The sequence below is a fragment of the Neobacillus terrisolis genome (assembly GCF_051233475.1).
GTDB lineage: Bacteria > Bacillota > Bacilli > Bacillales > Cytobacillaceae > Bacillus_BU.
This window is the reverse complement of sequence record NZ_JBKFGH010000024.1, coordinates 1-14,027: the sequence shown is the minus strand read 5'-3', so window position 1 is coordinate 14,027 and position 14,027 is coordinate 1. Positions and strand designations below refer to the sequence as shown.

The following is a 14,027-nucleotide window of genomic DNA, read 5'->3' as shown; positions in this document are numbered from 1 at the left end:
CCTCATCATAAAGGAGGAGTGGGCAAGTGAGTGCAGCATTACTTGAAATGAAGGGGATTTCTAAGGAATTTCCCGGTGTTAAAGCCCTCGATAATGTATCAATCCAGGTTAACCAGTCTGAGATTCTTGCCTTACTAGGAGAAAATGGTGCAGGGAAATCGACCTTAATGAAAGTGCTCGCTGGTGTTTATCAGCCTAATGGTGGAGAAATATTTATTAACGATGAAAAGGTCATGATTGATGGGCCTAAACACTCACAAAATTTAGGAATAAGCATTATTTATCAGGAATTTAATCTCATTCCTCATATGAGTGTTTCAGAGAATATTTTTATTGGGAGAGAGCCACGAAAAACAAAAGGCGTACTAGATCGTAAACAAATTAAGCAGGAAACTAGAAAATGGCTTGATAAGGTTGGATTAACTCAATTGTCCCCAGATTTTCTAATTGCCGACTTGTCGGTGGCTGAACAACAGTTGGTAGAAATAGCAAAGGCATTGTCCTTTAATTCAAAGATCATTATTATGGATGAGCCCACTGCAGCTTTGAATGATGAAGAAACAAATAAATTGCTTGCGATTATGAAGGAGCTGAAACAACAGGGAATGGGGGTAATTTTTATTACTCACCGCCTTGAAGAAGTCCAAGCAGTAGCTGATACAATCGCAGTTTTACGAGATGGAAAATACATAGGTAGCAGACTGGTTAAGGACGTCACTAAACACGATATGGTCACAATGATGGTTGGGCGGGAATTAACGGATCTATTTCCGGAGAAGGGAAGCCCTTCTGATGAAATGGCATTAGAAGTAAAAAATGTTACGATACCGAACGTTCTACACAATATTGATTTTACAGTAAAGAAGGGTGAAATTGTTGGTGTTGCTGGCTTGATGGGTTCGGGGCGGACAGAACTTTCAAGAGCGTTATTTGGTTTATATAAAAATATGAAAGGATCGGTGAAAGTAGATTCTAAGGTTGTAAACAGTCCAAGATCAGCTATAGATGCTGGAATTGCATTAGTAACGGACGACAGGAAGCAGGAAGGCTTAGTCCTCGGATTATCTGTTTATGAGAATCTACTACTACCAACCTTTAGAAAAATATCGATGTTTGGTATTCTTCAAAAAAGAAAAAAGGATGAGATTGTAAACCGTTGGGTTAGAGAATTAAAAATAAAGGTTCATGATCCTAAAGTGGAAGTCAGAACATTAAGTGGTGGTAATCAGCAAAAAGTAGTTCTTGGAAAGTGGCTTCAAATGAATCCTAAAATTCTTATTTTAAATGAGCCGACAAGAGGTATTGATGTTGGTGCCAAGGCGGAAATTTACCAAATAATGAAAAGGCTTACAAACGAGGGGATATCCATTATCATGATTTCTTCAGAAATGCCAGAATTACTTGGCTTAAGTCATCGGATTTTGGTCATGAATGAAGGGCGAATTGCAGCCGAGCTTCAACAGAATGAAGCTACCCAAGAGAAGATTTTTTATTACGCATCCGGAGGTGGGATGAATGGATAGTACAGCAGTAGTAAATGAGCAGAAGGATCAAAAGAGCCAGAAACAATGGGCGACTTTTATCGAAAGATACCGTGTGCTCCTTATCTTTTTAGTATTATGTGTGATTGCTGGATTTCTCTCAGACGTTTTTTTCACGATGAACAATGTCATGAACGTTCTGCGGCAAGTATCGATTATTGCGATCATTGCCAGTGGAATGACACTCGTCATTCTATTATCCGGAATTGATCTTTCCGTTGGGGCAGTAATGGCTTTTTCCGGAGCGATTTTAGCAGGGGTTTTAACAGCTGGATTCCCGCTTCCAATTGCCTTGTTAGCTGCGATTGGAGTGGGGTTGTTATTTGGTTTATTTAACGGTTTTGTTGTTGCGAGGTTTGGAGTCCCTTCCTTTATTGCAACACTCGCAACGATGGTAATAGCTCGTGGATTTACGCTTGTTTATACGAAGGGTTACCCGCTAGTAGTAAGTAATGAACCTTACCGCTTTATTGGAAGCGGCAGATTTTTAGGTATCCCGATTCCGATTATTATAATGTTTGTGATTTTTGGTTTTATGTATTGGATGTTAAAATACACCAGCTTTGGGCGCTATATTTATGCGATCGGTGGGAATGAAGAAACCGCCATATTGGCCGGTATCAATGTTAAGGCGATAAAAATTGCTGTTTTTGGGATTGCTGGAATGCTATCAGCTTTATCTGCGATTATTTACACCTCAAGATTAATGTCAGCACAACCAACAGCGGGTTCAGGAATCGAATTGGATGCTATTGCGGCCGTTATTATTGGCGGGACTAGTTTAGCAGGGGGAAAAGGTGGAGTTACAGGAACTTTAATCGGTGCATTAATTATGGGTGTTCTCGATAATGTATTGAATTTGATGAATGTTTCTCCTTTTTACCAAAGTATTGCTAAAGGTCTTGTCATTCTAATTGCTGTGTTAGTAGATAGTAAGTTTTCAAAAATAAAAAAATAAGATAATGGGGGTTACAAAATGAAAAAGATTTTTTCGCTGTTAGCATTGCTTACGATGATTATTGGGCTTGTAGGTTGCAGTATGGATGAAGGAACCAGCACAAAAACCGACACGAAAGCTAAAGAAGATGATTCATTAAAAGTTGGTTTATCCATGAATACTTTAAATAATCCTTTCTTTGTGGCAGTTAAGGAAGGGGCAGAAGCACAAGCGAAAGAAGAAAATATTGATCTAGTGGTTACGGATGCACAAAATGATCCTGGTAAGCAATTAGCAGACGTGGAAAATCTATTACAACAAAATATTGATGTCCTCATTATCGACCCAGCTGATAGTGACGCAATTGCTCAAGCTGTAAAAAAAGCTAATGATGCAAAAATTCCTGTATTCACGATTGACCGACAGTCTAATGGCGGAGAAGTCATTACACACATTGGGTTTGATGCACTTAAATCTGGGAATATTGCTGGAAACTTCTTAAAGGATGCTTTAGGCGGTAAAGGGAAAATTGTTGAGATTCAAGGAATTCTTGGTACAAACGTTGGTCAGTTAAGAAGCAAAGGCTTCAATGAGATAATGGAGGCAAATCCTGGTTTTGAGGTTGTTGCAAGACAAGCAGCAAACTTTGACCGTGGTGAAGCAATGAAGGTAATGGAGGATATTCTTCAGGCACAACCTAAAATCGATGGAGTATATGCAGCTAATGATGAAATGGCTCTTGGTGCTTTAGCAGCTATTGAAGCAGCAGGACGTCTTGATGAAATTACATTAATTGGTTGTGATGCTGTTGATCCAGCTTTGGAAGCTATCAGAAGCAAAAAGTTAGAAGCAACGATTGCTGAGCCACCAGTTTTCCTTGGTAAAGAAGCGATCCTTACAGCTGTTAAAATTTCTAAGAAAGAATCTGTTGAGAAAGAAGTTATTCTAGATTCAACACTTGTTACTCCCGAAAATATTGATCAAGTAAAAACTAAGTAAATTTTTATAGATAATGAATTTGTGATCTTCGATTTAAGTTGGTCTGAAAAGAACCTAGATCCAATAAAAAGATAAAGAGAAGTCGGAGGACAACTATGTCAAAAATTGTTGTAGTTGGAAGCTATGTTGTTGATTTAATGAGTAGAGCTCCGCATCTTCCAAAGCCAGGTGAAACCGTCCTTGGGGGGCCATTTAAAATGGGCCCTGGAGGAAAAGGTGGTAATCAAGCAACTGCTGCGGCGCGCTGCGGGTCTGAAGTAACCTTTGTTACAAAATTAGGTGCAGATGTTTTTGGCAGAGAAGCTTTAGATCATTTTAAAAATGAGAATGTAAATTCACAGTACATCAAAGTAGATGCACAAGAATCTACTGGTGCAGCTTTAATAGCAGTGGATGACAATAGTGAAAATAGTATCGTTGTTGCTTTAGGAGCCTGCGGTACGATTACAGAAGCCGATGTAATGGAAGTTGAGGGTAAAATCCAAGAGGCTGATATTGTATTGCTTCAATTGGAGACAAGTATAGAAGCAATTGTTACAACAGTTAAATTAGCTTCGAAACATCAAGTGCCTGTTATATTAAATCCAGCACCATTTCAAGAATTCCCACGTGAAATCTTAAAGGATGTAAGTTATATTACTCCAAATGAGACAGAGGCATTTGAATTAAGCGGAGTCGTTGTTAAGGATGAAGCTTCAGCCCTCATGGCTGCAAAAAAAATCCATGAGATGGGAGTTGATACCGTTATTATTACTTTGGGAAGTAAGGGAGCATTCCTATACAGTGGCGTTGAAAAAGGCAAGTTAGTAGCCGGATTTAAAGTTGATGCTGTTGATACAACCGGTGCTGGAGATGCTTTTAACGGTGGATTTGCCCATGCAATAAGTAAAGGGAATTCTGTGGTCGATGCAATGGTTTATGCCAATAGTGTGGCGGCTCTTTCGGTAACAAAAATTGGTACCGCACCAGCCATGCCATATAAACAAGATGTTGAAAACTTTTTAAAAGAGAAAGGTCTGTTGATTACATGAGCGGGATAAATAGAATTATTGACCATACATTATTAATGGCAACTGCCACTTCGGCTCAAGTAATACAACTTTGTAATGAAGCAAAGGAATACCAATTTGCATCAGTATGTATTCCTCCGAATTATGTGTCACTTGCCAGTAGTCAGCTAGCGGAAAGCGATGTGAAAGTTTGTACAGTCATCGGGTTCCCGCTTGGCTATAACAATACTAGTGTAAAGATTTTTGAAGCGAAAAAGGCCATTGCCGAGGGTGCAGAGGAACTTGACTACGTTTTAAATATCGCTCAATTAAAAAACGGTAACTTTGAGGCGATCGAGGTTGAGATGCAAGAATTCGCTGAATTAAAAAAGGATCATCCAGATTTAATCATTAAAGTTATTCTTGAGACCTGTTATTTAACTAAGGAAGAGATCGTTCAAGTTTGTCGACTGGCTAAACAGGCAGGAATTGACTTTGTAAAAACCTCAACAGGCTTTGGAACAGGTGGGGCAACGATTGAAGATGTACAATTAATGCGCCAAACTGTTGGAACAAAAATTGGTGTAAAAGCCTCTGGTGGAGTTCGGACAATTAAAGACGCTGAGGTGATGATTAAAGCAGGTGCTAACCGGATTGGAACGAGCAATGGGGTTGGAATAGTTAGCGGTAATAGAAGTGTTGAAAGCAATTATTAATATTAATAAGAAGGGAAGTCCTAAAACAGGATTTCCTTTTCTTATGGAAATTCCTTGAGTCGTTATTTTATCAAAGTAATAAATGGATTTAATTCCTCTGGAAACATCAGGTTATTGACATTTTTTACGGCAAACTTTATAGTTATGATGTTCTATTAATATAATATTTTTGCCCTCATCCTAACCGATGAGGTAGAGGTCGCGATTTTGATTAGTAAAGTAACGGAGATATAGAGATATCGATGAACTTACTTGAAAGGGAAAATCGCCGAAGCATTCTTAGAGTCTCTAACAACGAATGCTGGGGCTGTTTCCGAATAGGAACAGAACTGTCACGAATGCCATAACCTTGTGCATTTGTGTTGAGCTATCTTCATGGAAGGTTTGATGCGGTTAAATAGAGACTGCCCGCGAGAATTCGTTGGCTTTTTTTATTGAAATTTTGCGCTCCTTCCTACAAATATGAAAAGGAGTTTTTTTATGAGTCAAGGAAATTCAACAGCACGTGTTTTAGTCAGGCCGGAAACTCCAGCTGAACAACCACAGTTGCAGCGTGGTTTACAAGCTCGTCATTTAACAATGATTTCGATTGGTGGAGCCATCGGAACTGGTTTATTTTTAGCAAGTGGATCTGCCATTCATACAGCGGGGCCAGGAGGCGCATTACTTGCCTATGCCATAATTGGTGTAATGGTATACTTCTTGATGACAAGTCTTGGTGAATTGGCTGCGTACATGCCGGAAGCAGGTTCATTTAGCACGTATGCAACAAGATTTGTTGATCCAGCTTTAGGGTTTGCGCTTGGCTGGAATTATTGGTATAACTGGGCGATTACGGTTGCGGCAGAATTAGTTGCCGGGGCACTTATTGTGAAATTCTGGTTACCGGAAAGCTCTTCACTTTTGTGGAGTGCTGTATTCTTAGCGGTTATGTTCGGTTTGAATTATTTATCAGTTAAAGGCTTTGGTGAGTCTGAATACTGGTTTGCACTTATTAAAGTTGTTACGATTATTCTCTTTTTATCTGTTGGTTTATTAATGATTTTTGGAGTGTTTACTGGTAAGGCGGTAGGGTTTTCAAACTTTACTTTAGGTGACGGTCCATTCCACGGTGGATTTTTCACGATGATTGGTATCTTCATGGTAGCCGGGTTCTCGTTCCAAGGTACTGAGTTGCTTGGGGTTGCAGCAGGGGAAAGTGAAGATCCGGGACGTAATGTTCCACGTGCAGTCAAACAAGTATTTTGGCGAATTCTGTTATTCTATATTTTAGCGATCTTTGTAATTGGGATGTTGATTCCATTTACACTGGAAGACCTTGCAAGCGGCGATGTAACAAAGAGCCCGTTTACGTTAATTTTTGAGCGTGCTGGTTTTGCGTTTGCTGCTTCTGCGATGAATGCTGTTATTTTAACATCTGTTCTTTCAGCGGGTAACTCAGGAATGTACGCATCTACTCGTATGCTTTGGAATTTGGCTAAGGAAGGAAAGGCACCGAAGTTTTTAGCGAAAGTGGATGGACGCGGTGTTCCTGTTAATGCCTTGATTGTCACAGCAGCAGTTGGACTTGTAGCCTTTTTTGGTTCATTACTGGGAGATGGTGCGGTTTATATCTGGTTATTGAACGCATCTGGTATGTCCGGATTTATTGTATGGTTAGGAATTGCGGTCAGCCACTATCGTTTCCGTAAAGCTTTTGCGTTACAAGGACGCAGCTTAAGTGAGCTTCCTTACCGTGCTAAGTGGTTCCCGTTTGGTCCGATTTTTGCCTTCGTATTATGTGCATTTGTAGTCTTAGGTCAAAACTATTCTGCCTTCTTAGGTGACAAAATTGACTGGTACGGAGTAATGGTTTCATATATCGGCTTACCATTGTTTATTGCAGTGTGGTTAGGCTATAAATTTGTGAAGAAAACAAAAGTAATCCCTCTTCATGAGTGCGATTTAACGCCTACGCTAAAAAAATAAGTTATCTATCATTAACAATAAAAGAGTAAACAATAAAAGACATCTAAGAACAGAGCAAAGTCATCTGCTTCTCAGATGTCTTTTTTCTTTACCGCATTAAAGCGGCGGGGGACAGTCCCCCACCTCTTTAATGCGATAAAGGGGAAGGGGTATTTGTAGGCAGTGGATGGGTTTTTTTATATAATAATTGGTAGAGGGGAAAATGACCGAAATGGCCGATCTAATCCGAAGACAATGTTTATGTCTACGTCTTAAGTCCTAGTTGTGATTAAGGTTGCGGTCTATAGGAAATGGACGTCTATTGGTGTATTCTTAAACAAAAGAAGGAATAAGCCTTTCAGGTCCATGCGATTTTTCAATTTGTGATGAAACATTTTCTACACTAATTTCGTATGCATAGAAAGGATTAAAAGTCAGGAGTCGATGGAACAATGAACCTGTTCATTTCATTTCTAATTGGAACGTTTGTGGCATTGCCAATCGCAATAGTCGTATGGCTAATAAGCTTTTTTGCATTTGACCAAACCATGATGCTTTCATCAGCCTATTCATTGGGCGGAGGGCTCAGCATATATTGGCTCCTCTCGATGATGGTGAAAGCCAGCTTTCTTAAGAAAAACCAGCTGACAAGAAAGGAATATCGATATATTAAAAAGAACTTAGATGAAGCGAACCTAAAAATAAAACGCTTGAACAAATCATTATTTCAGATTCGCGAAATCCCATCATTTAAGCAAAGAATTGATATTATCCGGATCACAAGACGCATTTACAATCTAACGAAAAAAGAACCGAAGCGCTTTTACCAGGCTGAAAAGTTTTACTTTTCCCACCTTGATTCGATTGTGGAGTTAACGGAAAAATACGCTCTATTAACATCCCAGCCTAAAAAAACGTTAGAGCTTAACCAAACTTTAAATGAAACACGCTATACATTAAATGATCTTTCAAAGGCGATTGAAAAAGATTTATACGTTATTCTTGCCGATGACATCGACCACCTCAATTACGAAGTCGATGTTGCAAAGTATACGATCAACACCCATAAAGAGCAAAAATATCTTGAAGAAAGCAGGTTGAAAAAATGAGTGAAAAAGACTTAAACTTGAGCGACAAAAACCCAACCTTGTTTAACCAAACGGGCAATGTGCTTGACGATATTTTAGCCAATCCATTTGGTGATGGCTCAAGCCAAGCCGAGACAGCAGCGGATCCATTTTCACCACAACCGCTGCAAGAACAGAAGCCTGTGAAACTCATTGACGTCATTCCTGCTGAAAATAGAGCAAAGGCATACCAGCTCGCTGAGCAAATTGACCCAAGAAACCACCAAGCGATGATTCTTTACGGTTCACAAGCGCAAACCAAGCTATTAACCTTTTCGCACACGATGCTTGAGCATGTTCAGAAAAAAGACATAGGTGAAGTCGGCGATATTATTAACGACTTGATGAAGCGGCTCAACGATATTAACCCGGACGAGCTTAAGTCAGAAAAACCATCCTTGCTGTCCCGAATGTTCGGAAAGCTGTCAGGATCGATTCAAGAGGTGCTGTCCAAGTATCAAAAAACGAGTGCCCAAATTGATCGCATCAGTGTCAAATTGGACCGGAGCAAGAATGTCCTTTTATCCGATATTGGCATGCTTGAAAAACTTTACGAAACGAACAAAGACTATTTCCATGCTTTAAATGTCTACATAGCCGCGGGTGAAATAAAACTGGAAGAGCTTACGGAAAAGACGATTCCAGCGCTGAAAAAGGCGGCGGAAGCGACCCAGGATCAAATGAAATTCCAAGAAGTAAATGACATGATTCAATTTGCAGACCGGCTCGACAAGCGTCTGCACGATTTGAAACTAAGCCGAGAAATTACCATCCAGAGCGCACCGCAAATTCGTCTCATTCAAAATACAAACCAGGCGCTCGTGGAAAAAATTCAATCCTCCATCGTAACGGCGATTCCGTTATGGAAAAATCAAGTGGCGATTGCCTTAACCTTGCTGCGCCAACGCCATGCTGTTGAAGCGCAAAAACAGGTTTCCAAGACAACAAATGAGCTTTTATTAAAAAATGCCGAAATGCTTAAGTCGAATACGATTGAAACAGCAAAGGAAAATGAGCGGGGCCTTGTCGATATTGAAACATTAAAGAAAACACAGGAAAGCCTCATTTCCACACTTGAAGAAACATTACGCATCCAAGAAGAGGGTAGAACAAAGCGCCGTGCCGCCGAACAAGAACTGGCCACAATGGAAAACGAACTAAAATTAAAACTATTAGAAATCAAAGGAAAATAAACAAGGGGCCTGTCCCTCCACCGCGTTAAAGCGGTGGGGGACAGGCCCCCTTTTCTTTAAAGCGTTAAAGGTGTGGGGGTCTGCCCCCTTTTTGTCGATTTATTGTGTAGGTTTTTGACAAAAAACTATATACAAGCGGTGGCTTTCATATTAATCTTATATTTAGGTTTTTATGAAAATATTGGAAGTGAGGCGGAAGAATGAAAAAAATCATCAAGGTTCTACTAGCGTTAATGTTAATCGCATCATTTTTTCCAAATCTATCATTTGCTGCTCAAGAAGCTAGCTTTGATACTGATTTGGAAGCCTATCTAAAAGAAGTAAGTGAAATTCGTGGTTTTGATGTAACACGAGAGGATATTGAGTTGGTACTTTCTTATTATGAGGATGAAATTGCGAATTTTTCAAGTGTGGACGAACTTTCAGAAGCTCTAGGCGAAGTAATCAAAGCAGATTATAGTAATTTAACTCCAATGTTAGAAGAATATGGTTTAACGATGGATGAACTTATTGCCCTGTTGGACGAGAATGGGGAGTCGCTTGACGACTACGTTTATGTAGCGGATCTTGATTCATCCGTTTATTTCTACTTGAATTTATGGGAAGACGAATTAGGATACATAGATGAAGAATTCATCAATCAGCTCTTAACCATCTTTGAAGAAGAGTTCGGCTTAACGCAACAGGAAGTTCAAAACTTAACCGATCATTTTACCGCTTTGGAGAGTAAATTATCGGCTCCTGAAACGTTAGCACAGATTGAAGCTCTTGGAGAAAGAATGGCAGCATTTGCAGAATTTGAATCGTTAGACGATTTAAGTGCTGACCAAATTAAAGATTTTTTATCTATTTATAATGAGTTTCTTGATATATTGGAGCTAAAGATCGATTTCGCTCTAATCAAAAATAACGAAGAATCTCCAATGAACATTTGGGATGTTATGAATCTTAAAGAGCTGACTAATGCCAAGCTAAAAATTAGCATCTATGATAAAAATGATAAATTTTTGGCGGACCTAATTATTACCGGTGAAATGGTTGATTCAGGCACAGTTGTTGACATTGGTGAGCAAATTGATAAAGCAGCGGAAGAAACAGCTAAGGAAGTAGCAAAAGCTCCACAACCAGAAGTCAAAACAGTAAAGGGCGGTAAGCTCCCTAACACAGCTGGTAACTATGCAACCAACCTTCTTGTTGGTTGCATGATGATTTTACTAGGAGCCTTCGTTTACCGAACAAGCCGTAAGGTATCGTAAAATGAGAAAGAAGAAATTCCTGCTCATTCTAGCTGTTTTGTTGATTGGCGGGGGCCTTGCTTTTTCAACGACAAATGCCTTTAAGCTCATGAAAGGTTATTTTCTATATAAAATAGAAAAACCGGCTCAGGCGGATGTCACCCAAGACAAGAAACCACAAAAGGTTAACAATCAACAAAAACTGCTATATCCGGTTCGCCCAAAAAAGGGAGAAGAAATTGGAAATCTTTTTATTCCTAAATTAAATGAAAGCTTGCCCATTTTTCATGGAACGGATGAGGATGAATTAGAAAAGGGTGTAGGGCATTATGCAAATAGTGTTCTTCCAGGCGAGAAAGATAATTCAGTTTTGTCCGGACACCGTGACACCGTTTTTCGACGGCTAGGGGAAGTGGGTGTCGGAGATTTACTAACCGTTACCACTTCGGCAGGGGAATTTACTTATAAGGTTCATAAAGTAAGAATTGTCGATGCTGACGACCGTACAGTCATCGTACCGAAACCTAGAGCGATTTTAACGGTAAGCACTTGTTACCCGTTCGATTTTATCGGCAATGCCCCACAACGGTACATTCTAGTGGGCCATTTAATTTCAAAGAATATCAAAGAATAACAAGTTAATATGAAGGCTGACAAGGAACAAAACCCTGTCAGCCTTTGTTTTTATAAAAATAAATCTTGTTAAGTCTTTTCAGAAGAGACCCGCTTTGACTTATACTACAGGTTCATCCCCACCGTACCCATCCTGAGTACTAATGACCTCATTATAAAAAATAGCCGTAGATGTGTATAAGTACGGTGTCAGCCACAAAAAGCCAATTCCAAGCGTAAAAATACAGAGAATTCCCCAGCCGATAAAGCTGAGATTCAATAAGAAGTATTTCCACTTGTACCCATTCATCCGTTTTCGGCTCTCGGTAATCGCTTCGAGCACTTTATATTCGGGGTGATCCTTCAAAAGTAAAAAGGTTTGTGAATAAGATAATGCCTTAATAATTCCAGGGATTAACAGTAAAAGAGACCATAGAAATACAAAGATGCCGACCAATAATGCAGCGCCAATTAATTTAAAATACCTATTTGCGTCTTTAAAAATTGTAAATACATCAGAGATTTGCGGGCCTTCATATCTGGCAAGCGCTAAATAAAACCAGAGTACTGCGGTAGATAAAGGGATTAGGGCAATTGAGATAAGCGTGTTGAGGAGATCTACTGCAGTAGGCACATCTTCCGGTTCTCTCCAGTTGGGACCTCCGCCAAAAATACTAGGCACTATTGTATTAATCAGAAAGACGATAAAAGTAAGTAAGACAGCCATTCCCCACTGGCCTTTTAAGGCAACAAGTGCCTTACTCTTGATGTTAGAAATAGAAATACTCATTTTTATTTCCTCCTTTTTCCCCGTTGAACAGGGGAGTAAACCTACCGAAAATGGTTTTGGTTTATAGCTGAATTATACCACTTGCCAGCAAACAAGCAGCTATTATGTTATATTCAATAAAACTTGTCCTCATGTCAGCCAAGTCCAAGTAAATACAAAAATTTAACATTTATGTTTAGTATTTCTTTTATTGGACATACTAAAATGAGCAAGATTCATTTTGAAATTTTGTATATTTATTCATGCTAGGAGGCAACAAAATGGAACGTGGAAAAGTAAAATGGTTTAATTCTGAAAAGGGTTTTGGATTCATTGAGCGCGAAGGTGGAGAGGACGTATTTGTTCACTTTTCAGCTATTCAAAGCGAAGGGTACAAAACGTTAGAAGAGGGCCAGGAAGTAACCTTTGAAGTTGAGCAAGGTCAGCGCGGCCCACAAGCAGCAAACGTTCATAAAGCATAATGAACTAGCGGTGGACCACTACGGCTATCACTGCCAAAACAGACAATAAACAGACTTTTTTTATAAGGTCTGTTTTTTTGTGCATGGTTGTGTTTTTTTAAAACTATAGTAATAGGGCTTTTGGTGACAAATTTTTGGGACACCCAAGCGGATTTTATAACCAATAAGGTCCATTAGTGTCAAATTCCCGGAATTGCAAGCAAATTTTATAACCAATAAGGTCTATTAGTGACAAATTCCCGGAATTGCAAGCAAATTTTATAACCAATAAAGGCTGTTGGTTATAAATTCACAGGACACCCAAGCGAAATTTATAACCAATAAGGTCTATTGGTGACAAATTCTCGGAATTCCAAGCAAATATTATAACCAATAAAGGCTATTGGTTATAAATTCACAGGACTCCTAAACGAGTTTTATAACCAATAAGGTCCAGGTCTATTAAACAATTTTTAGATATCTTAGCGGCTATGCAACCAATAAAGGCAACACGGTTACTGCCACTAATTGTAGGGTCTTGTTAACATCAGAAAATGAGAAACCACTAAAAATCAGTTATAAGGCTAACAGCGCTTGTGGACAAAAAATGCCCCGCTCAAAACCCATCTGAGCGAGGCATTTTACATCAAAACGGTAAAATGGTTGGTTGTTACCATTATTGTTTAATTTTTAAAAATAAATACGTCTTACCGATATAGATTATTCCTTAAATTCCTTCCCAGAATGCTCCTTATACCAAAAACGGAATGACCCGTCACCCAACTCTTTATACTCAATTCCAGAATCCATGAAGGCCTGTTCTAAACTTGCCCGCTCAAACTCTTGCTTCTGCTTCAAGTCATTTAAAGAGGCGTTGAGCTTGTCAAAAAGATTCACCTTCCGAGCTTCGTCTAACTCGACTAACACGACCATTCGCTGGTCTAACAGAGCCAAAACGGATTTTTTATGATTTTCAAAGCCGTTCGGGGCCTTAAGCTTCATGGCTTCATCAATCAATTGCTGAAGTTGGTCCTTTGTTTTCTGGATTTCACTTGAATACTCCTCGGACGATAACCGGAATAATTTCAACTTAACGTTTTTTACAATCGAATCACTATCATCGTTGTAGCGCTCTACTTGATCTAAATAGGTAACCAACTCTTCATGATCATTTACAAAATAATGATTGTATAAGCTAATCAGTCGTTCAGAATTTACGTATATAAGTGCTACTGCCCCAAGAAAAACCAGCACACGGATGATTAAAGACAATCGCTTGCCGAACTTCTTTTCAACTTCGTTTTTACTTTCACTAGAAGTTTCCATCCGATATTCCTCCTTGTTATTTTTAAAAAAAGGCTGTGTTAAAGTTGGCTGTTGATTTCCGCTCCAGGTGCTCGCTTTCCGCGGGGGAGTCCGGGAGCCTCCTGATATGAACGAAACTGTCAAGGCTCCCACTCCAAATTTGTATTGTATTAATTTTGGGCAACTCTAAGTAGAG

Annotated in this window: 13 protein-coding genes and 1 riboswitch; of the genes, 11 read left to right on the top strand and 2 right to left on the bottom strand. The window is 39.3% G+C overall.

Features of this window, described 5'->3' with window-relative positions:
- Positions 1-26: 26 nt before the first annotated feature.
- The 10 genes from ACI48O_RS15170 (at position 27) to ACI48O_RS15125 (ending at position 11,318) form a co-directional block, all read left to right on the top strand.
- Complete coding sequence (locus ACI48O_RS15170; protein WP_435562673.1) at positions 27-1,523, top strand: sugar ABC transporter ATP-binding protein; 1,497 nt, start codon at positions 27-29, stop codon at positions 1,521-1,523.
- Positions 1,516-2,499, top strand: a complete 984-nt coding sequence (locus ACI48O_RS15165) for an ABC transporter permease (protein WP_435562672.1) — start codon at positions 1,516-1,518, stop codon at positions 2,497-2,499. Before ACI48O_RS15170 ends, ACI48O_RS15165 begins: the two co-directional genes overlap by 8 nt.
- Positions 2,500-2,517: 18 nt before the next feature.
- Positions 2,518-3,477 (top strand): substrate-binding domain-containing protein, encoded by a 960-nt coding sequence (locus tag ACI48O_RS15160; protein ID WP_435562671.1) that lies wholly within the window; start codon positions 2,518-2,520, stop codon positions 3,475-3,477.
- 95 nt (positions 3,478-3,572) lie between these two features.
- On the top strand, positions 3,573-4,508 hold the full coding sequence (gene rbsK, locus ACI48O_RS15155; RefSeq protein ID WP_435562670.1) for a ribokinase: 936 nt from the start codon (positions 3,573-3,575) through the stop codon (positions 4,506-4,508).
- Positions 4,505-5,182, top strand: a complete 678-nt coding sequence (gene deoC / locus ACI48O_RS15150) for a deoxyribose-phosphate aldolase (protein WP_435562669.1) — start codon at positions 4,505-4,507, stop codon at positions 5,180-5,182. Before rbsK ends, deoC begins: the two co-directional genes overlap by 4 nt.
- 185 nt (positions 5,183-5,367) lie before the next feature.
- Positions 5,368-5,560, top strand: a riboswitch (Lysine riboswitch).
- 201 nt (positions 5,561-5,761) lie between these two features.
- Complete coding sequence (locus ACI48O_RS15145) at positions 5,762-7,150, top strand: amino acid permease (RefSeq protein ID WP_435562794.1); 1,389 nt, start codon at positions 5,762-5,764, stop codon at positions 7,148-7,150.
- Positions 7,151-7,581: 431 nt separating this feature from the next.
- On the top strand, positions 7,582-8,238 hold the full coding sequence (locus ACI48O_RS15140; protein WP_435562667.1) for a 5-bromo-4-chloroindolyl phosphate hydrolysis family protein: 657 nt from the start codon (positions 7,582-7,584) through the stop codon (positions 8,236-8,238).
- The gene (locus ACI48O_RS15135; protein WP_435562666.1) at positions 8,235-9,449 is read left to right on the top strand and encodes a toxic anion resistance protein; all 1,215 of its coding nucleotides are present in this window, start codon (positions 8,235-8,237) and stop codon (positions 9,447-9,449) included. The genes ACI48O_RS15140 and ACI48O_RS15135 overlap by 4 nt, the downstream gene beginning before the upstream one ends.
- Positions 9,450-9,649: 200 nt before the next feature.
- Positions 9,650-10,705, top strand: coding sequence for a processed acidic surface protein (locus tag ACI48O_RS15130; protein ID WP_435562665.1), 1,056 nt, complete (start codon positions 9,650-9,652; stop codon positions 10,703-10,705).
- Position 10,706: 1 nt separating this feature from the next.
- Positions 10,707-11,318 (top strand): class D sortase, encoded by a 612-nt coding sequence (locus ACI48O_RS15125; protein WP_435562664.1) that lies wholly within the window; start codon positions 10,707-10,709, stop codon positions 11,316-11,318.
- 99 nt (positions 11,319-11,417) lie between these two features.
- On the opposite strand, the gene ACI48O_RS15120 is transcribed toward ACI48O_RS15125, so the two are convergent.
- A complete protein-coding gene (locus ACI48O_RS15120) occupies positions 11,418-12,086 on the bottom strand; it encodes a DUF975 family protein (RefSeq protein WP_435562663.1) in 669 nt (222 codons plus the stop codon).
- Between the two features lie 260 nt (positions 12,087-12,346).
- Here ACI48O_RS15120 and ACI48O_RS15115 point away from each other — a divergent pair, with 260 nt between their 5' ends.
- On the top strand, positions 12,347-12,547 hold the full coding sequence (locus tag ACI48O_RS15115; protein WP_435562662.1) for a cold-shock protein: 201 nt from the start codon (positions 12,347-12,349) through the stop codon (positions 12,545-12,547).
- A 699-nt stretch (positions 12,548-13,246) separates the two neighbouring features.
- Here the strand turns inward: ACI48O_RS15115 and ACI48O_RS15110 are convergent.
- Positions 13,247-13,852 carry a hypothetical protein gene (locus ACI48O_RS15110; RefSeq protein WP_435562661.1) on the bottom strand — a complete coding sequence of 202 codons (606 nt, stop codon included), beginning with the start codon at positions 13,850-13,852 and terminating at the stop codon, positions 13,247-13,249.
- Positions 13,853-14,027 lie beyond the last annotated feature (175 nt).

Bases quoted from the DNA above. Each gene is read 5' to 3' on its own strand.
- ACI48O_RS15120 (WP_435562663.1), bottom strand. From the start codon at position 12,086: ATGAGTATTTCTATTTCTAACATCAAGAGTAAGGCACTTGTTGCCTTA.
- ACI48O_RS15165 (WP_435562672.1), top strand. From the start codon at position 1,516: ATGGATAGTACAGCAGTAGTAAATGAGCAGAAGGATCAAAAGAGCCAG.
- ACI48O_RS15125 (WP_435562664.1), top strand. From the start codon at position 10,707: ATGAGAAAGAAGAAATTCCTGCTCATTCTAGCTGTTTTGTTGATTGGC.
- deoC (WP_435562669.1), top strand. From the start codon at position 4,505: ATGAGCGGGATAAATAGAATTATTGACCATACATTATTAATGGCAACT.
- ACI48O_RS15115 (WP_435562662.1), top strand. From the start codon at position 12,347: ATGGAACGTGGAAAAGTAAAATGGTTTAATTCTGAAAAGGGTTTTGGA.
- ACI48O_RS15130 (WP_435562665.1), top strand. From the start codon at position 9,650: ATGAAAAAAATCATCAAGGTTCTACTAGCGTTAATGTTAATCGCATCA.
- ACI48O_RS15110 (WP_435562661.1), bottom strand. From the start codon at position 13,852: ATGGAAACTTCTAGTGAAAGTAAAAACGAAGTTGAAAAGAAGTTCGGC.
- rbsK (WP_435562670.1), top strand. From the start codon at position 3,573: ATGTCAAAAATTGTTGTAGTTGGAAGCTATGTTGTTGATTTAATGAGT.
- ACI48O_RS15135 (WP_435562666.1), top strand. From the start codon at position 8,235: ATGAGTGAAAAAGACTTAAACTTGAGCGACAAAAACCCAACCTTGTTT.
- ACI48O_RS15140 (WP_435562667.1), top strand. From the start codon at position 7,582: ATGAACCTGTTCATTTCATTTCTAATTGGAACGTTTGTGGCATTGCCA.
- ACI48O_RS15145 (WP_435562794.1), top strand. From the start codon at position 5,762: ATGATTTCGATTGGTGGAGCCATCGGAACTGGTTTATTTTTAGCAAGT.
- ACI48O_RS15160 (WP_435562671.1), top strand. From the start codon at position 2,518: ATGAAAAAGATTTTTTCGCTGTTAGCATTGCTTACGATGATTATTGGG.